Here is an 18783-nt window from a genome sequence, read left to right on the forward strand (position 1 = left end):
GGTATGTCGTGGCGTGCAAAATCGTATGTTGCGGTTGCCCGCGCGGGCTAAGATCCTTTGTCTGCGATTTTTCATAAACAGCAATTTTTCCCGCAAAACACGGGGAATTTAATAAAGTCCAGGATTTTTATGCAATTTTATACGGGGATAAAAAAAGTCCTGGTTTTTATTTGCGATTGCCTGATTTTGGCCTAAGTTTTTGTAGCAATTCACTTGTCCCCACCAATGTGGGTTTGGGGATTCTACGCCGTTCAGCCCACATCTTTAGATCACCATATTTAGGTTCGAAAACTATGAGTGCAGCCCCTACGACGACGCCCCCCACGTTTCAACAATTATTGGCTAATGCCCAACTGCCGGCTTTGCCGCAAAGTGCGATTCGTTTGATGGAATTGTCGCGAGATCCGAATAAGGGTCCGGCGGATTTTGCGGTTCCGATTGAGGCGGACGCTGGATTGACTGGCCAAATCTTGAAGTTTGTCAACTCCGCCTATTTTGGTTTTTCGCGTGAAATTTCCAACATCAAGATGGCAATCACGCTGGTCGGTATTCGCACGATCAAGAATTTTGCCCTGTGGAGCGCGGTTTTTAGCCTGATGCCCAATCCCAAATGCGGGCCGTTTGACCTAAAGCGGTTGTGGCAGGATTCGTTGCGTCGGGCCTTATTTGCTCGGGCATTTGCCAAGCAAAAAGGGATGAAGGACGCGGAAGAGGTGTTTGCCGCGGCCTTGCTGCAAGATATGGCCGTGCCGCTCTTAGCAAAGGAAAAGTCCAAGGATTATCTGGAATTGTTAGAGACGCGGGCCGCCACCGGCAAGCGCCTGTCGGAATTGGAACAAGAGCGATTTGGCTTTCAGCATGCCGAAGTCGCGGGGGCGATGTCCCGCAGTTGGAAAATGCCCGAAAGCTTTGCCCTGATGCTGGATAATCACGTCGATTTGCAAAAGCTGATGACCGAGTCCCATCCCGATGTGGGCAGCATATCGGTCGCTTTGTCGGCATATTTGCCGTCGTGTAGCGATAATCAGTGGGGAGAGTGCGGGGTGTTTGATCAATTTTATCAACAGCTCAAGGATCCCCGCGGTCCCAGTGTGCCGGAATTCCTGGCCCTGGTGGACAAGGAATATACCGATTTCGCGCCCGTTCTGAAATTGCCCGCCCCCAGCAAGACATTGCTTGCCAGTTACGAAGAATCATTGACCGAAGCGGCGCTCTAGCCGCTGGTCGCGGCCAGACTCCCTCCCAAACACCAAAAGCGCCGTGATGCTAATCACGGCGTTTTTTTTGTTAAAAAAATGGCGTGGCTGATTTTTGGGTGCCGGAAAATACATTGGAATTTTTCCCTCCGGGCCTGTTGCCAGCAAAAAACCACAGGAACTTTTTTACCGCACCACTTTGGCTTTTCAACGTATTTTGAATTGGCAAGTCACAGGAATCGATTAAAATGTAGTTAGTGGCTGTCATTTCACATTTGTTTCCCAAGTTTCACCCTGTGTCGTAAATCGAAACTGTGTCGCAAATCGAAACATCCCGCCGCCGCATGATTCTTCGCGAAGTCGAGGGATACTTGGACTTGCTGCAGCTCTTTGGCGAGCAGTGGGTTCCCGTCCCCGCGCAACGGACCGCGCTGGCGGAGCGGGCCATAGGCACCCTGAATAAACTGAGCGAGGAAGAACGCCTCAGCCCCCCCGCCCAAAATTTGCTCGGACAGGCCTATCGCTCGCTGGAACGCTATGCCGAGGCGATTCCCCCCCTGCGGATAGCCGCCGACGCCGAACCAAAAAACATTCACATTTGGCTGGCATTGGGCTGGTGTTATAAACGAACATCCAGATTGGATCTGGCGATTGAGTCCTTGGAAGAAGCGCTCGAGGCCAAGCCCAACGTGGCGATCATTCATTATAATTTGGCCTGTTATTGGAGCCTGGCCCAGCATAAAGAGCACGCGTTAAAGTACCTGGCGAATGCTCTGCAGATCGACCCGGATTATCGCGACTTGGTGGCACAAGAGCGGGACTTTGACCCGCTGCGTAATGATCCTGACTTTCGGGCGTTGACCGCGGTGCTGGTGTAAAATAGCCGGTGTATCGCAAAAGATAATGGCTATTCTTCTCCAAAGGCAAAATTAACCGTCGCCATCTCCAGGTTTTCCGCCATCCAGTCCGCTAAATCGATTCCTCCGGCGGAATGCAACAGTTCCGGCAAGACATTTGTCGCCTGCAACCGCGTTCCCGTTGTTAGTTGCCTTAGCTCCCCGCGCTCCACGACAATCTCTCCCGCGTGAATCGTATACACCGGCACGCTAAACATCTCCTCGTAATTGTCGCTGGGGGCATAAATCGCCAGATCCGCCACGGCCCCCGGTCCCAGATGACCCCGGTCCGCCAGGCCGAGCAGGCGCGCGGGGGCAGCGCGCGTGAGAATGCAAATCTCCGCCAGTGAATATTCCCGTTCCAGTTTGGCCACGGTCGAACGTTCCCGCACCCGCCGGGGGAGGGTTTGCCACACTTCCCGCCGGTACGCGCTGTCCATGAGCAGTCGGATCAGCGTGGGATACCGCCAAAACACGGCTCCGTTGGGGTGATCGGTGGTCAAAGCCAATCGCCACGGGTCCGCGGCGGTCAAATACCACTCCAGCCCAATCGCGAACTGCCAGGCGTGGATCAGGCTGTGTTGCTTGTACTCGACCGGGATCACGCCGCATCCGCCGCAGCCCGCCAGATCATGGTTGAAGCGCCGTCCGCCGGTGATCCGGGCCAGATATTGCGCGGCCGCGCTGTCCCCCGTCATGCTGATGGTTGGGCCAAAGAGCGCCTGCCCCACGTCCACGCTTAATTCCGGGTGGCTGTTAAACCAGTCCACTAGCGGACCCACACCGCTGCCAAACGACCCTTCGTCCCCCACACCGCCGCTGTAACTGTGAAACTGGATATGCGTCAGATGCGCGGGGAGACCCGCCAGCGTCCGCATTGTTTCCAGCGTTGTGCGATAATTTCCCGCATGGCCCAGATTGTTGCAATGGATATGGGCGGGATGGGGCAATTTGAGTTCGACGGCCAATTCGGCGATTTCCCGCAGGATACGCCGGGGCGTGAGGGGTAAATCCGGCAATTCCTGATCGAGATCGGCAAAATCGCCACTGCGGCCCTGTTTCCAGCTCTCCACACCGCCGGGATTTACCACCTTGAGCGCATAGCCACGGGCCACGTTCAATAGCCAAGCCAAATAGCCTAAGGAGTCCTCCCGACGGTTTGACGCTAGTAACTCTAGCAACCGCCGGTCATTTCCCACCAGTAGATAGCAGCCAGTATCCAGATTGGGGATTTCGTCTAGGTCGCGATGGGCCAAACGGGCCAAAAGCGGCGCGACCGCCGCATCAAAGACTGTCGTATAGCCCAATCCGCAGTAGCGGTATCCCGTGGCCAGCGTGGTGGGGACAATGCCGAGCGAACCGGGAGGAAGAAATTCGCTATTCTGGGAGATCGCGGCTTCGTAATGTTTACCGGTGCGCCGCGCTTCGGGCAGCATGGCCCGGCCGGTGTTGACCTTGCCGCCGGCCACGTGGGAATGCATGTCGATTCCGCCGGGAAAGACCACATAACCGGTCGCGTCGAGTGTGCGGTAGGGAACTTCTGGCGGCGCGGATTTGGTTGTGCCAAATGTTGCTGAATCTGTTTTTGCAACTTGGGGCGCGGCCACAATTCGCCCATCCCGGATCCATAATTCGCGCACCTCCCCCGCGATGCCATTTGCCGGATCGTAAACCTTGCCACCGACAATGTTCCACAGTTCCGTCATGGGCGTGAATGAGTGTTGAAAGTTAATACCGCAACGCGGTTGCGTAACTCAGCCCAGGGTTGCCGCGCAGCGAGTACCCTGGAAATACTTCAAAAACTGCTAACTCTGTTTTTTCGCGGATCAATGACCGGCCGTGTGTTTTTCGACCAGTTCCAACAGTAATTTCAGCACGTCTGTCAGGGGGGGCAAGGAGGTCTCTTTTGCGCCGTCCATATAAAACGGCACACCATCCGCCTCCACCATTGTTCCCCGTTCCGCATTTAACACATCGCGGGTCTGTATTGAAAAATCCCCATGCCGGTCGGGCCACTGATCCACATCTTGATAATTGTTCCAGAGATGCACCAGGGTGTATTTTCGTCCCGGATCGAGCCAATCCCACGGGATATCATCGGCCACGACCAGCGCCACATCCGTCATGCCCCGGGACATCACCGTGGCGGCATCGGTCACGCCGGGAAAGAACTCCGTATTGCCGCGTAAATAGCTAATCGCCGCCGGATAGCCGCTGCGCGCGGTCAGGACATACGCCGCGCCTGTGGTGTTATAGCCGCTTGTCAGGGGATACACGGCACAACGGCCAGTCTTTCCACGGGCGAGGGCCAGTACTTCGATCTGTTCGCAGATAGCCGCGCAGCGAACCGAATCGTGATAAATATCCCTGGGGAACAGTATTTCCAGTTCATACGGAGAATACTCAATCACCGGATACGCGGCTTCCTCCCAGGCGCGCAGGAATTCAGCGCTGACCAGCGCGTGGGCGGCGGGGTGGTTATTTTCCAATGACTCGGCCCGGCGTTGCAGATAGGCGGCATACTCTGCCGAGCCGGACTGCGTATAAACCAGCAGTTCATCCAGGACCAATTGCAAATGTTCCGCCGGAATCACCGTATGATGAATCGCTTTTCGCAGGTCGGTCGACATGAGCGAATCCGACGCGGCAAAATTGACGGCTGGCGAAGTCAATTGCCAAAAGTGGTTGCCCGTCCCTTGCTGGGCGGCGTCGTACAAATGCGGCGGACACGCCAGACCAATCATCAATCGCAAATCGCAACGGTGTGTGACTTCCGCCGCCGTGGTGCGCATTTCACCCACGGTCATGAGTGGCGTGCCCCTGCTGGGGATCAGCGCCCCCGCCGGCACGTCCAGCAGCCCCCGGCACCGTTCCGCCAGCTTGACCGCCAGTTGTTGGGCCTCGCACGTGGCGGATGACAGCCCATAGATCAGGGGGTAATGGGCACGAGATAACAGCGCGGCGATTTCGGCGCAGGTGGCTTGCCATGCGGCGGGATGGGGTGCGTCATTCATTGGCAAATCGTGTCACAAAGCCCCGTTATCGCCGTCGATGCTCGTACGTGGCTAAAAGTCCCAGGGCAATGACAAAAAACGTAAAAAAGTAGATCCCCTGGGCGACCGTACTGTCAAACAGCCACCGCGCCAGCACAAAACTAACAACCAAGATAAGCGACAGCGCAAAATACCCATACAAGGAGATTTGTCCATGTTTGAGCGAAAAGAGCCGCCAACTGGTCCGTTCCTGGTGATCGGCCAATTTCTCGCGAAAGATTTTTTGAGCGGCGTTCCGCATGGCCTCGGCCCGTTCAAATTCTCCCTGCAGTTCCGCGCGGGTTTTTTCGGGGGGAGGTAACAATCCAAATTCGGCTGACTCTGGATCGCTGGCTGTAGGTTGATAGTAAACCTCTTGGCTGCTGGGGATCACCGCTGCGCGCTGGCCAGGAAAATCCTCTTCGTCCGCTTCCTCGGCAAATTGGCCGCGCACCCCCGGAGCCAGCACCACCCGCGGTTGCGCAAGCGTGTTGCGAAAGATCGGCGGGATCGGCGGTTCGGGACCAAAGTGAGTTTCGCCAGCGGAGCCTTGTTCCGGAGACACGACCACCGGAGGGGGAATGACGGCCCAATCGGCCAGGGGAGGGCCCTCCACCTGGGGAAGGGGGATTGTTTTCCCAGGGTCGGTACTTTCGCCGGTGCGCGCGGCGGGGCCATCCTCTTTTGAGGGAGGGATGGAAATCGGCGGCGGTTCTGGCGTTTTGCGAAAAATAAATATGTCCCCGACGATAACCCCCGCGGCCAACCATTGTCATTCATGCATGCGCGTGCTCAGCCCGGCAGCTTGCCGCTGACCTTGGCTGCCGGCACGTCCCTGTCCTTTATCTTAGCAAACTCGTCCCGGATTTTCCCACACGGCGCTTGGCGGGAAATATAAAAAAATGACACTTCTCCCCGCTCTCCGAGGACTTTTTCGATGCGCCGCGAACTTTAAATCCTGTAAAAATCGTAACTCGCGTCTAGCCGCGCGGCGGGATTCGCGTTTTCCCCTTGTCCAGCGGCGGCATTTTCCGCAAACTAAAGCCTAGAAGAGCAGTTCCCGTATCGTACAAGGCACCGACATTGATGAAGCCCACTCCCTCGCCCGCCGAGCCTCTCCGCACCGACTTTATCCGCGATATCATCAACGAACATAACGCCAGCGGGCGGTTTGGCGGACGCGTCCATACCCGCTTTCCCCCGGAACCAAACGGTTACCTGCACATCGGCCACGCCAAGAGCATCTGCCTCAACTTTGGTATTGCCCGCGATTACGGTGGCAAATGCAATCTGCGGTTTGACGATACCAATCCCACCAAAGAGGACGAGGAATACGTCAACTCCATTATGGAGGACGTCCGCTGGCTGGGATTCGAGTGGGACGGCCTGTATTACGCCTCAAATTACTTTGACCAGCTCTACGATTGGGCCGTGCAACTGATCAACGCCGGCAAAGCCTACGTGTGCGACCTGACCCCCGACCAAATGCGCGAATACCGCGGCACATTAACCGCGCCGGGCCGGCCCAGCCCTTTTCGCGAGCGGACAGTCGCCGAAAATCTGGACCTTTTTGCCCGGATGAAGGCTGGCGAGTTTCCCGACGGCGCGCGTACCCTTCGGGCCAAGATCGACATGGCATCCCCTAATGTCAATCTGCGCGATCCGGTGTTGTACCGCATTTTGCACGCCACCCACCACAACACCGGCGACAAGTGGTGCATCTATCCCATGTACGACTACGCCCACGGGCAAAGCGACAGCATCGAGGGGATCACGCATTCCATCTGCACGCTGGAATTTGAAAACCACCGCCCCTTGTACGATTGGTGCCTGCGGGAGTTGGGGATTCATGCCCCGCAACAGATCGAATTTGCCCGCCTGAACCTGACCTATACCGTCATGAGCAAGCGCCGGCTGCTGGAACTGGTTAAGGGAGGGCATGTATCCGGCTGGGATGATCCCCGCATGCCCACGATCAGCGGCATCCGCCGCCGGGGCTACACGCCGGAGGCGATCCGCAACTTTTGCGACCGCATCGGCGTGGCCAAGACCGACAGCACGATCGACCTGAGCCTGCTGGAATTTTGCGTCCGCGAGGACCTGAATAAACGCGCCCCGCGGATGATGGGCGTGCTCTATCCGCTCAAGGTCATCATCGACAATTATCCCGAAGGCCAGGTCGAACAGCTCGATTTTATCAACAATCCCGAGGACCCCAGCGCCGGCACGCGACAGGTGCCATTCAGCCGCGAGATTTACATCGACCGGGACGACTTTCGCGAGGACCCCCCTAAGAAATATTACCGCCTGGCACCGGGGCAAGAAGTCCGCCTGCGTTGGGCGTACGTCATTCGCTGCGTCAGCGTCGAAAAAGACCCCGCGACCGGCCAGGTGACCGCCGTCCATTGCACGTACGACCCGGCGACCAAAGGGGGGAACACGCCCGACGGCCGCAAGGTTCAGGGGACGATCCACTGGGTGAGCGCGGCGCACGCGTTAACGGCAGAGGTCCGCCTGTACGACAATTTATTTAAGACGCTGGACCCCGGCGACGTGCCGGAGGGGGTCGATTACAAGACTAACCTCAACCCCGATTCGCTGGTGGTGCTCTCCGACTGCAAAGTCGAGCCGAACCTGGCCACCGCGGGTCCGGGGGACAAATTTCAGTTTGAGCGGATGGGGTACTTTTGCGTGGATAAGGAGAGCGCGGCGGGCAAGCTGGTCTTTAACCGCACAGTGGGGTTAAAGGATACGTGGGCGAAGATAGCGGGGGGGAAGAAATAAGGAGGAAGGTAATCAAAATCCCAAAATTAATTTAACCTATAAGTTACAGGTGTTCAATAAAATTCTGCGAATTTAATACCAAGTTAAAAGAAATAGCGCGGGCCAATTCGTATATCCGATTGCTCGTAAGTTTGCTATGGGACCAAATCGTGGCATAGGCGCAAGGTTGATTGTCAGCATCAACACCATTCCAAATCCCATACATTAAGCCTTCATCGTGATGATATAAAGTAAAAACCGAAACAAAGGAGTCTACGGAAGAACTTGCTTCCCTATTAACTTTTCTAGCATTTACACAAAAAACATTGCCAATTAGCTCAGCTCGCCTTATTGCAAACGTATCCCTATAGACATTGATAATTTGGCCTTTAAACCTAATTTTTGCATTATCATCCACAAATGTGTCCACTTGCGATAGCTTTTTGGGAATATTTAATTTGATTCGCTCCTCTTTCCAGTTAACAGTACTGTTGCTTACATCACGCTTAAAATCGAGATAATATCCATAATTCATGGATTGGTACCACTTAACATTCGTTGGGCTAATTTGTGTAAATGAAGGATTACCTGCGTCATTTTCGCGGTCAGAAAGAGTATTTTCGTCCATTTCAATTTCAGTGGTAGGACAATTGGTAATTTTGCGCACGTGACAAATCTGATCTTTAATGTCTTTTAGCATACGGTCATAAGTTGAGTTCAGAAAGGAACGGACACTACATTTCATATATGCGGATATGCCAATTCCAGGCAAAACTTTACGACTTATTGGTGCAAAGTATAATGCACCTTGCTGGCGATATCGCACTAAATCACCGCAAATTGCAGGAATTATTGCATAATCCGCAGCATGAGCGCGAACATTGGCAATTAATGATTCTAGAGAATCAACAATAATTCTACTTCCATTGTTAGAATAATCAGGAAGTGGCAGTAATTTCATGAATGGTTGACTATCACGATCCATGACACAAAATCTCCGAGTTGCAAGCGTAGTAAAATTAAGCGCACCATTCTGAATACATGAATCTAGATAACTTTCACTATGTGATATGAGCAGCATCGGGATATTTGTTGCTAACTCATGTCTACTAATACTTGGAAAATTGGCTTCACGTTCTTCATGAGACCAACAAATAGCAATGCCGATTTCGTCATTGTGAATTTGGCGTATAATATCATAAAAATCCAATTGCTGTCGACACTGGATGTTGACAGCTATGTCAGGAGAAGTATTGTCAATAATTTTACGTATTGCTGGCGAAAGAATATCCAAGGTCAGCAAACTCTGAGAAAGATATAAATTAACAATATGCGTAATCGCCGGTGTCTCAACTAATTGCTTAATTTTATTAAATAGTTTTTTACCGTTGATCGTTAACCTGTATTTCCCATTTGAATACTCCTCTATAAGGGGACCAAGAGATTTTTCAAGTGCGGATATGGATTCGCGTAATGGATTTGCACTACTAGAATAGCCAAAGTTTGTTGCTGCTGAACGCATACTGGCACCATTTTCTATAAGCTGGGCAAGCTTGTAAAAACGTGCAAAGTGATCGACGGGACTAACTGTTGATGAACGACCCATGATTTGACCAAATTAGAGTTTACGCGTATCTAGAAAAATTAAAAATGAATGGAAACCTCATTTAATCCTAATAGAAGTGCGTTAGCATCCTTCAAATAGAGGAAACGACCGCTTGCTGTACTTTATCGCGCGGTTGGTTTCCTTGCAAGCCCAACTAATGGAGTGAGTCCCATGCCTGCTAAAAAAAAATGGACAGTATCCGATTTTTCAGCGTTAATGGCGATCCTTGCGGTTTTTGGGGGGTTCGTTTGGTGGCTTTACACGGAGTTATATGTTCGCACTGACTTGGTACTGATCTGCATGGAAACGGAAGATGGGTACCCACTCACCTCGGGCTTTTTGCACCACGAATCAGGTAAAAAATATACAGCTGACTCTCGTGGGGAGATCTGGGTGGATCGAAAGTTTATGGGCGATCCGGCCTGGTTTAGCATCGAAAGTCGCCGAATTGCTAACATTACGGAGCTCAAAACGGGTAGGATTGTTGTACCGATTTCGGTTGTGGAGAAGAATATATCCAGGCAGTCAACTTTTCCGTTGAATTTACAAGTTGAGCCATTCAAATCGATGCAGCCGCTTGATAACCGTCCAAGTACAGTTGAGGCGAAAGTGTCAAGCTAAAACAGATACCATCGGCGTCTTTGTGCGGTGGGTTGCTAGCACCTATCATCCCAGCAACCAAAAGCCAAATACCACGCTCCGCTCCGCGTCGTCGCTAACCGTTTTCCCCGCGTCCCGCGCCTCTCACCCCGCCCCCCGCATCCCTCGTCTCCCCACCCACCAGACCACCGATGCCATCGACGGCTTTGTGTGCGGGGTGACCATGCCTGCTACATTGCCACGGCATGGGGACCATGTCTGCTACATTGCCCCGGCAGGGTGACCATGCCTGCTACATAGCCACGGGCATGGGGACCATGCCTGCTACATTACACATACAGATATCGTTCCACGCCGTGGTCCACGTAGACCACGCCGCTGCCGGCCACGTCAAAGCTGTTATTCAACCGCCGGACGGTGTCGTTACCCGGACCCTGCGACTCGCGGATGACGGTGTTGTCCGCTTCCACCTCCACCAGCACGCTCACCAGGTTGCTGGCCAGGGTGACATTGTCGTTGCCGGGACCCATGAACAGGGCAAAGCTGGTGATGACATTGGCCGCGATCTCGGCGGTATCGTTGCCAAAGCCAAGGTCGATTTGCAAGAGATAGACGCTGCTGCCGGCGTTGCGCAGGACGGTGGCCCCGTTTTCCACGGCGTAATACTTGCCCACTAGCAGGTTGTCATCCCCCAGGCCGGTGTACAGGTACATAAACGGCGTCAGGTTGGCATCTCCCACCGAGCGGGAAAACAGCAGTGTGTCATTGCCGTCGCCGCTATCGGCATACAGGTTGCCGTCGTACTTATTCACGTCCAGCGCGATAAAGTCGATTCCCCCCCGCCCATAAAAGTACGCGTCCTGTGCGGTCCGATTTCCATAATAGCTGAGCAGATCGTTCCCTTCGCCGGCGTCCGCGGTAAAGAGCGCGACGGAGGTCAAATACCCGATGCTGATGTTGTCATCCCCCGCGCCAGCATTCAGGTTAAACAACCCCGCGAAGTTGTTATAAACCGTGATTGTGTCCCGTCCCTCGCCGCCGGTGATCGTCTGTGCGGCATTGCCGTAAGTCCGCCCGACAAAGAGCGTGTCGTCGCCATTGCCGCCATGCAACGCCAACGCGTTGGTCAGCGTCGTGTCCACTGCGTTGGGGTCCGGCGCGCCGCCGATCGCCACATACATCCCCACGGACAGGTTGTCATTGCCTTCTCCGCCGTTGATAGTCCAGCTGTGGGCGGAGGTCAGATTTTTGAGCGTAAGTTCGTCATTGCCGCCGCGCAGATCAATGACGATGGGGCCAGTGATGTTAAAAGTGGCCTGGGGGGTGCCGTTGATCGTGGTGGCCTGGCCGGTGGCGGCGTCGACCCGCCCTTCCACGACAATATCCCCCGGCTGCGTCCCGGCAAAAATGGCGATATTGTTGGCCAGATCATCCCCGGTGATCGTCAGCGTCCCCAATGACAGCGAAAGAGTGACATTTCCGGCCAGGACCGTCCGTTCTTCAAGTGTTTCAAAATTGCGATATCCCGACTTCCGTGATTGGGTGAATTGTCGGCCATGACGCTTTGCGGGTTTCCGCAGCCAATTATAAAAAAACATAAATCACCCCTGCTGTTGTAAATGCTGTGATGTCAATTCCACGAAGTCAGACATTCAGGCCATACGCCAGTCACCGCGAAGCAAATCGTTACCAGCAGGGGAGATACGCTTTTTGCTAGGAACTGTCCAGAGCATAGCAAAAAGACCAACCTCAACCGCGATTATTCCGAAATGCCACCACTGAGAACGGAATTCCCGCGATCTTCCGCCAAACAAACCTACCTTATTAGCAAAACTACTGTCAAAAATCGTGCTTGCTAATTCCGGAGTGTTACACATTCCAGAGATAGATGCTTAATGCGAATTAGCCTACATGCGGGAGTGGAAAACTTTCGATTTGGCCCAAGAGGCAAGTTCACCAAGAAAATGCGGCATTAGCAAAGCGTTTACTGGAAACAGAGAATAGATACCCAGGTGAAATTAATTTACCAAGCTAGCAAAAACCCGCAAGTCTTTGGTTTATCACGAATTACAAAATATTTATATCCTTCGAGGGTAAATCCAGTAAATCGCGGCGAAAATGCCCAAAATACGCATTTTTACAAATTGTCTAAATGAAAAGTTGTATGCCGCGTAGCAGTATCGCCAGAATTCTGAAGTCTGCCACGGCACCTGGAAGGTGCCTGCAACGTAGTAGGCAGCGTCCCGCTGCCGTGAAACAAGTATGCTGTGCTTACACAGGAAATGACAAAGAATTTGGGAAATGCCACGGCACCTGGAAGGTGCCTGCAACGTAGTAGGCAGCGTCCCGCTGCCGTGAAACAAGTATGTTGTGCTTACACAGGAAATGACAAAGAATTTGGGAAATGCAACGGCACCTGGAAGGTGCCTGCAACGTGGGAACTTTTGCAAGTTCCGCTACGCCCTACGCCGTGCTGCGCGGCTTTTCCGCCAGTAAATGCACGATCGGCCAGACCCAGGTGATTTTGTCGTGGGCGGTTGTGATCTGAAAAGCCTGGCGAACCTCGGGCGGAGCCGTTTCTAACAGCACGCGCACGGCCTGGCGGTTCTCCGGCGTGGTATTGGCCGTGGAAAAGTACCATTCCAGATCGGGCTGCACTTTGGAGTGGAGCTCGAGATAGGTAACAGTCAGGCCCGCATGCCCACACAGGAGCCGCCAGGTGTTAGGGCTAAGGAACCGCTGATGGCTGGGGTCACGGCGTTTTTCGATGGCATGTAGCCAAGCCTCCGCCGTGGGTTGCTGATCCGGCACGGTGCCGTCGATCAGGGCCAGGTAGCCCCCCGGGACTAAGACGCGGGCGACTTCGCGGAGAAAGCGTTGGGGCTCGCTAAAGTGGTGGGCCGCCACGCGGCAAGTCACCAGTTCAAAGCTGGCGGCGGGGTAGGGGAGTTCTTCCGCCGCGTGCAAGGCGAGTGTGACGGTCAGACCACGCGCGGCCGCGGCTTGGCGGCATTGTTCGAGCATGCCGGGGGCCAAGTCGGCCAGCGTCACCCGCCAACCCTGTTCCGCCAGAAATAAGCCGGTATGGCCCGCCCCGGCGGCAATATCCAAGGCCCGCCGATTAGGCTGACGGTCCAAAACTGGCGGCAGATGCGCAAGCAGGCTGGCCACATCGGTCGTATCCGCCAAGATGTGACGCGAGCCATAGTTGGCGCTTTGACGGTCAAATTGTTGCTGCGCGGCAAGCTGGGCGGGATCGAGCGGCATGGCTGTGGAGTTTGGAGGCTGGAGTTTGGTTTATAGTAATTTCTATGTGGCATTGCCAGATGGAGATTTTATAGCAAACATAATAAACGCGTGATTTCAATAGAACGCCCTGCAAAAAACAATACTCGTCAATTTTAACAGAGTTTACATTCCCATGCACATTTCCCTGGGCTGCGACCACGCCGGATTTGAATACAAAGAAGCGATCAAGGCGTACCTGCAACAAGCGGGACACACCGTGACCGATTTTGGCACGCACTCCACCGAATCCGTGGATTACCCGGATTTTATCTTTCCCGCGGCCCGGGCGGTGGCGGCGGGTCAGGCCGACCGGGCGATTGTGCTGGGGGGATCGGGGAATGGCGAGGGAATGGCGGCCAACCGTGTGCGCGGGGTACGCTGCGCGCTCTGCTGGAGCGAGCAAACCGCGACCTGGGCCCGCCAACATAACAACGCCAACGCGCTGGCCCTGGGTGCGCGCACGATCGATCTGGACCTGGCCCTGCGGCTAGTCAAAATCTGGCTAGAGACGCCGTTCGAAGGGGGCCGTCACGTCCGACGCATTGAGAAGCTGGATGAGTAGATCCCGTCCGCCGGACGGGACTGGGAGACGAGAGACGAGAGACGGGAGATGAGAGACGGGGGTTAGGGGTCAGGGAACGGGGGTCGGGTAACAGGGGGTGGCGGGGGGCGAGCCTCAGCGAGCGACCCGTGGTGAAGTTGAGATTTCAGAGTGAAGAAGGCGAATCGCTGATTTTTTGGTATTCAATTCTTCATTCTTGACTCATCATTCTTGTATTTAATTGGGGGTCGAGGATCAGGTAGCCCCAGAAGGGGAAGGAGCAGGGACGAAGTGCAGGGGAACGGAGGGGCAGGGGAGCGGAGGTGGTTAGCCGCGACGCGCAGCGCGCTGCTGGGGGAGACGCTCACACAAAGCCGCCGATGGCATCGGCGGTGGAGCAAGCGGGAGTAACCAAATGGCCGCTTCCGCTGTATTTCTCACTATCCACTATCCACTATCCACTATCCACTATCCACTATCCACTAACCACCGCCCTCTACCTTCCGCCCAATACTTTCCGCCGCAATCGCCAGGCGATCGTCCCCGCGCCCGCCAAGCCCAGCAGCACCCAGGTGCTCGGTTCTGGAATGGGGCGAAAGTTGTTATACACATGGTCGGCGACATCGTTCCCCAGGCTGATGCCATCGATCGCGTCAAACGACCAGTGAATCCCCAGATAAATCCGGCTATAGGCGTTTTCATATTCCGCCTGTGAAAACGATGTGTAGTTGCGGGTGTGAAGGCCGGATGGCATTGACTCCGCGGAGTACAGCGTGTAATTCATCGTGTCCGTGCCATAAAACTGCCGCAGCACTTCATACGTGGCGGCCCCCATGGTGGCATGACCCGACACATACGCCGGGAACGGGGGGGTAAAGTTGGCCGCCTGGTTGTTCATGGGATCCGTCGAGCCGGGGGCGCCCAGCGGGACCCAGTTGGGATCCCCCGCGGTGTTCGGGTTGCCGTCGTTATCTCCTTCCCGAATGCCCGTGATCGGCCGCCAAAAATCATCCACAAACTTCACATCCCAGGCGGCAATGGCGGCATCCGCCATTGCCACGCTGGCCAGGGCAAAGAGCCGCGCGTTCTGGCCCAGGGTGTTGTTTTGTTGCGTGGCAATGTCATCCAGGTTGGCATTGTACAGGACTGGCGGCGGGCCCATGCCTTGGCGGTCATAACCCCAGAAGATGCCGATATCGGTTTCGTCGGCGGTGCGGGTGCTGCCGGTGGCGGCCCCTTTGGCTTTAACTTCGTTGTAAGAGTCGGTGTAAGCCTGGCTATTGAGCGGCGGCACGCCTGGCACCGTAAACTGTGTACTGCTATTCAGGGTAAACGTCTTGACCGCGCCCCAGCCGGGTCCCCAGGCTTCTTGCGTGCCGGGACGGGTGGGATCCGACGACCAGCGGCCCGGTAGGTTGGTTGGCGTATAAGGCACATTCACACTGGCGCCATCATTGGTCCGCCAGTTGATGTAACTTTGGGCCACTTGTGCTCCGAACGCCGTCCCCGCCGCGACAGCCGCGGGACTATTGTTGGCGTTGATGGTCGCCATGCGGGTGTTGTAATCGGCGGTGATCAGCGCCGCCTGATCGGGGTAACAATCCAAAAGAGCCACCCGCGCGGCCTCTGCCAGCGCCGCATCCTGTGACGCTCCGCCAGGGGCGGAACCTTGGTACAGATACTGGCTATGCGTGGGCGTAAAAGCCTGGTTAATGTCATACAGCGAGCCATTCAAAATCGCCATACTGCGGGTGGACCAGCCAGGATTGGCCTGGGTGGAGTTCCCCTGAACAACCGCGCGATACGTGCTGTTCCACTGCAAAATCGGATCAACCGCAAATGCGGTATTTGCCATCAGGCCCAAGAGGGTCCCCCAGACCAATACAAAACGACAGTTCATCAGAGAAGTTCCTTAATCATCAGTAAACAGGCAGAACAATCTTGGTAAGCTTCTTCAGTACCCATCCTAGTCATACCAAAAATGGCACTCTAAGGAATGGAAATTCTTTCCGGACGGGGAATTCCGTATGGCAGAACAGGTGCGGGTCCACGGTTTTTGCCGTTCTCATCGTGGGCTTGCGCCTGCCCGCTAGTCCGAAAACGAATCATTGACAGTGCACTCGTCATTTTGATTAAAAACTGGCTATTTGTAAAGGATTTTGTGCTAAAACAATTAGGTGTCCGTGGGGATTATGCCTGTTTTTTGGTTTGTAACAATGGTGTGGTGGGGATTTCTCCATCCCTGCCCCCCAAGGGTGGCTCCCCCCGCGGGCATCCTTTATAATGATGAGTTTTGTGCCGCTCCCCCCTTGCATGGCGATATCGCATGTCCGACCTTGCCCAAATCCAGGATTTGATGCGGCAGTACTTTGGCTATGGGGAATTTCGCCCGGGTCAGCGGGAAGTGTTTGAATGTCTGCTAGCGGGCAAATCCGCCGCGGCGGTCTTTCCCACGGGGGGTGGCAAGTCCCTCTGTTACCAATTACCCGCGCTCACTTTTCCCGGATTGACGCTGGTGGTCTCGCCGCTGATCGCGCTCATGAAGGACCAGATCGACGCCCTGCGCAAGCGGCGCATTCCCGCGCGGCGGCTGGATTCCACGCTGAACCTGGCCGAATACCGCGATGCGATGTCCATGCTGCGCTCCGGCGAACTAAAAATGCTATATGTCGCGCCCGAGCGGTTGCTGAATGAACGCTTTTGCGAGACGCTGTTGCAGGCCAAGATTTCGCTCTTTGCCGTCGATGAAGCGCATTGTATCTCGGAATGGGGACATAACTTTCGTCCCGATTATTTGCGCTTGGCCAGCTTTGCCAAAGCCTGCCGGGCGGAGCGGGTGCTCGCGCTGACCGCCACGGCGACCGCGCCGGTGCTGGCGGATATTTGCAAAAATTTTGAAATCGCCGCCGACTGCGCGATTCGCACCGGGTTTTATCGGCCTAATCTGACATTACTAGCCACGGAGATTGATCGCGAAGCGCGTGAGCGCGATCTGATCGCGCGGTTGCGTGACCGCCCCGCGGGGCCGACCATTATTTATGTTACGTTGCAGCGCACCGCCGAGGAACTAGCAGAAAAGCTGACCGCGGCGGGGCTTTCCGCCCAGGCCTATCATGCCGGGCTAGAGGATGGGGACCGGGCGCGGATTCAGGATTGGTTTATCCGCGGCACGCATGAAATTGTCGTCGCCACGATCGCCTTTGGCATGGGGATCGACAAGGCCGATATCCGGTATGTGTACCATTATAATCCGCCCAAGAGCCTGGAAAATTACGCGCAAGAAATTGGCCGCGCGGGGCGGGATGGCCAGTCGGCAATTTGCGAATTTTTGTTCGTGCGATCGGACTTGTTTGTGCTGGAAAACTTTGTCTATGGCGACACACCCACGGCGGCGAATGTGCGGGGTTTTGTGGATGAATTGTGGAAGCACGGCGGCGAATTTAGCGTGAGCCAGTATGATTTATCCAGTAAATTCAATATCCGCATCAATGTGGTGCGGACGTTGTTGACGTACTTGGAATTGGCGGGGCATTTGTCCGGCGGCACGCCGTATTACGATAGCTACCAAATCAAGCCGCGCGTCCCCTCGGGCAAAATTCTGGCCAACTTTGATGGCGAGCGACGCGAGTTTTTGACCAAGCTGTTTGGGCAATTTGTTAAAAAGAAAATCTGGCTCCAACTGGATCTGGAACAGGCCTGCAAAAATCTGCGGCAATCCCGCGAGCGGATCATCCGCGCGCTCGATTATTTGGCTGAACAGCAATATCTAGAGCTCAAGACCGCGGGGTTGCGGCACCGGTACAAGACCGTCGGCCCGCGGCCCGACCTGGCTAAATTGGCCAATACACTGTACAAACGACTCAAGGATCGCGAAACCCGCGAATTGGAACGCCTGCAGGGCGTGGTCGATTGGGTGGAGCATCGCGGCTGCCAGGTGCGGGCTTTGGGGACGCACTTTGCCGAGACCGAGACCGTCGACTGTGGGCATTGCACGTGGTGCCTGGATCGGGAACGCCCCCGGGCTGCAAATACCCTGGCGGCCCCGCAAATTGCGGATCAACTATGGCGGCAGGCGCTGGCCGCGCGGCGCGCGGGAGGTACCGCCCTGGCCGATCCGCACACGTTCGCCTGCTTTCTGTGTGGACTCCCCGCGCCACTCTTTACCAGGCAAAAATTGACCACCCAGCCTGGCTATGGACTGTTGGCGGAGGTTCCCTTTGCCACTGTTCTGGAAAAAGTGCAAGCGGTGGGAGCCGCGTAGCAGTCTGTTGAAATTCAAACCACAGGCACGGAACCTGGACTTTTTTGGTTCGCCAAAAAATGGAGCATTTTGTTCCAGCAATGACTTTTCAACAGGCCGTTAGAGTTATGTTATACTAATCACAAGTAATTGTAGCGCAGGTTTTACCCAGTTTACAAGGGATCCCGTAACTCCGTTGGAGTAGGAGTTCTTTGGTTTTGCCATTTTTCCCAGGGTTGTTCGCTGCGCTCCAACCCGTGGGCTATGATCCCCAGTATTACCATTCAACAGGGCGCGTTGCGGTAGAGGAGTACCGCAACGCGGTTACGAAACTCAGCCCTAGGTTGCCGCGAAGCGGCTACCTAGGGAATACGGCAAGCCAATAATTACTACCGCAACGCGGTTGCGTCATGCGGAAATAACTCATGAATGCTGGGTGCCTTCCCAAATTGCTAGCCGCGCTACGTTTAACTAGAAGGCGAATTATATATTTTTATATGAAGAATTTGTGAACACTAATCTTCGCTTATCAACACTAATCCAGAATGCCATTTTGCCACCGCAATCAACCTCAACGGTCTGTTAGCTGGGAAATCCTGTCTGGATTAGTGAAGATCAGTG

The 18783-nt window shown here is 54.8% G+C and carries 14 protein-coding genes; 7 read left to right on the plus strand and 7 right to left on the minus strand.

Going from position 1 to position 18783, the window contains the following annotated elements; genetic code table 11:
- Positions 1–293: 293 nt before the first annotated feature.
- Positions 294–1217 (plus strand): HDOD domain-containing protein, encoded by a 924-nt coding sequence (locus tag SFX18_04110; GenBank protein ID MDX1962310.1) that lies wholly within the window; start codon positions 294–296, stop codon positions 1215–1217.
- Between the two features lie 293 nt (positions 1218–1510).
- Entirely contained in the window at positions 1511–2074 is a 564-nt protein-coding gene (locus SFX18_04115; GenBank protein MDX1962311.1) for a tetratricopeptide repeat protein, read from the plus strand.
- A 29-nt stretch (positions 2075–2103) separates the two neighbouring features.
- Here the strand turns inward: SFX18_04115 and SFX18_04120 are convergent, their stop codons facing one another.
- From SFX18_04120 to SFX18_04130, 3 genes are all read right to left on the minus strand, one after another.
- Positions 2104–3798 (minus strand): formylmethanofuran dehydrogenase subunit A, encoded by a 1695-nt coding sequence (locus SFX18_04120; GenBank protein MDX1962312.1) that lies wholly within the window; start codon positions 3796–3798, stop codon positions 2104–2106.
- A gap of 120 nt (positions 3799–3918) precedes the next feature.
- A complete protein-coding gene (locus tag SFX18_04125) occupies positions 3919–5106 on the minus strand; it encodes a hypothetical protein (protein MDX1962313.1) in 1188 nt (395 codons plus the stop codon).
- A 25-nt stretch (positions 5107–5131) separates the two neighbouring features.
- Positions 5132–5890: a hypothetical protein gene (locus SFX18_04130; protein ID MDX1962314.1), complete on the minus strand. Its 759-nt coding sequence runs from the start codon at positions 5888–5890 to the stop codon at positions 5132–5134.
- A 320-nt stretch (positions 5891–6210) separates the two neighbouring features.
- On the opposite strand from SFX18_04130, the gene SFX18_04135 reads away from it, so the two are divergent.
- Entirely contained in the window at positions 6211–7908 is a 1698-nt protein-coding gene (locus SFX18_04135) for a glutamine--tRNA ligase/YqeY domain fusion protein (protein MDX1962315.1), read from the plus strand.
- A gap of 43 nt (positions 7909–7951) precedes the next feature.
- Here the strand turns inward: SFX18_04135 and SFX18_04140 are convergent, their stop codons facing one another.
- Positions 7952–9493: a hypothetical protein gene (locus SFX18_04140; protein ID MDX1962316.1), complete on the minus strand. Its 1542-nt coding sequence runs from the start codon at positions 9491–9493 to the stop codon at positions 7952–7954.
- A gap of 171 nt (positions 9494–9664) precedes the next feature.
- On the opposite strand from SFX18_04140, the gene SFX18_04145 reads away from it, so the two are divergent.
- On the plus strand, positions 9665–10114 hold the full coding sequence (locus SFX18_04145; protein MDX1962317.1) for a hypothetical protein: 450 nt from the start codon (positions 9665–9667) through the stop codon (positions 10112–10114).
- A 22-nt stretch (positions 10115–10136) separates the two neighbouring features.
- Positions 10137–10376 carry a hypothetical protein gene (locus SFX18_04150; protein ID MDX1962318.1) on the plus strand — a complete coding sequence of 80 codons (240 nt, stop codon included), beginning with the start codon at positions 10137–10139 and terminating at the stop codon, positions 10374–10376.
- 46 nt (positions 10377–10422) lie between these two features.
- Here SFX18_04150 and SFX18_04155 read toward each other — a convergent pair whose 3' ends face one another.
- Positions 10423–11691, minus strand: coding sequence for a hypothetical protein (locus tag SFX18_04155; GenBank protein ID MDX1962319.1), 1269 nt, complete (start codon positions 11689–11691; stop codon positions 10423–10425).
- Positions 11692–12556: 865 nt separating this feature from the next.
- Positions 12557–13360 carry a class I SAM-dependent methyltransferase gene (locus tag SFX18_04160; GenBank protein MDX1962320.1) on the minus strand — a complete coding sequence of 268 codons (804 nt, stop codon included), beginning with the start codon at positions 13358–13360 and terminating at the stop codon, positions 12557–12559.
- Positions 13361–13514: 154 nt separating this feature from the next.
- Between SFX18_04160 and rpiB the strand changes: the two genes are divergently transcribed.
- A complete protein-coding gene (rpiB, locus tag SFX18_04165) occupies positions 13515–13943 on the plus strand; it encodes a ribose 5-phosphate isomerase B (GenBank protein MDX1962321.1) in 429 nt (142 codons plus the stop codon).
- Between the two features lie 475 nt (positions 13944–14418).
- Here the strand turns inward: rpiB and SFX18_04170 are convergent, their stop codons facing one another.
- Complete coding sequence (locus tag SFX18_04170; protein MDX1962322.1) at positions 14419–15822, minus strand: phosphatase PAP2 family protein; 1404 nt, start codon at positions 15820–15822, stop codon at positions 14419–14421.
- 426 nt (positions 15823–16248) lie between these two features.
- Here SFX18_04170 and SFX18_04175 point away from each other — a divergent pair, with 426 nt between their 5' ends.
- Positions 16249–18183: a RecQ family ATP-dependent DNA helicase gene (locus SFX18_04175; GenBank protein MDX1962323.1), complete on the plus strand. Its 1935-nt coding sequence runs from the start codon at positions 16249–16251 to the stop codon at positions 18181–18183.
- Positions 18184–18783: the final 600 nt, after the last annotated feature.

The sequence above is a fragment of the Pirellulales bacterium genome (assembly GCA_033762255.1).
In the GTDB taxonomy this organism is placed as follows: domain Bacteria; phylum Planctomycetota; class Planctomycetia; order Pirellulales; family JALHPA01; genus JANRLT01.

Coding starts and splice junctions, on each gene's coding strand:
- SFX18_04135 (MDX1962315.1), top strand. CDS start 6,211: ATGAAGCCCACTCCCTCGCCCGCCGAGCCTCTCCGCACCGACTTTATC.
- SFX18_04125 (MDX1962313.1), bottom strand. CDS start 5,106: ATGAATGACGCACCCCATCCCGCCGCATGGCAAGCCACCTGCGCCGAA.
- SFX18_04140 (MDX1962316.1), bottom strand. CDS start 9,493: ATGGGTCGTTCATCAACAGTTAGTCCCGTCGATCACTTTGCACGTTTT.
- SFX18_04145 (MDX1962317.1), top strand. CDS start 9,665: ATGCCTGCTAAAAAAAAATGGACAGTATCCGATTTTTCAGCGTTAATG.
- SFX18_04155 (MDX1962319.1), bottom strand. CDS start 11,691: ATGTTTTTTTATAATTGGCTGCGGAAACCCGCAAAGCGTCATGGCCGA.
- SFX18_04160 (MDX1962320.1), bottom strand. CDS start 13,360: ATGCCGCTCGATCCCGCCCAGCTTGCCGCGCAGCAACAATTTGACCGT.
- SFX18_04170 (MDX1962322.1), bottom strand. CDS start 15,822: ATGAACTGTCGTTTTGTATTGGTCTGGGGGACCCTCTTGGGCCTGATG.
- rpiB (MDX1962321.1), top strand. CDS start 13,515: ATGCACATTTCCCTGGGCTGCGACCACGCCGGATTTGAATACAAAGAA.
- SFX18_04110 (MDX1962310.1), top strand. CDS start 294: ATGAGTGCAGCCCCTACGACGACGCCCCCCACGTTTCAACAATTATTG.
- SFX18_04120 (MDX1962312.1), bottom strand. CDS start 3,798: ATGACGGAACTGTGGAACATTGTCGGTGGCAAGGTTTACGATCCGGCA.
- SFX18_04175 (MDX1962323.1), top strand. CDS start 16,249: ATGTCCGACCTTGCCCAAATCCAGGATTTGATGCGGCAGTACTTTGGC.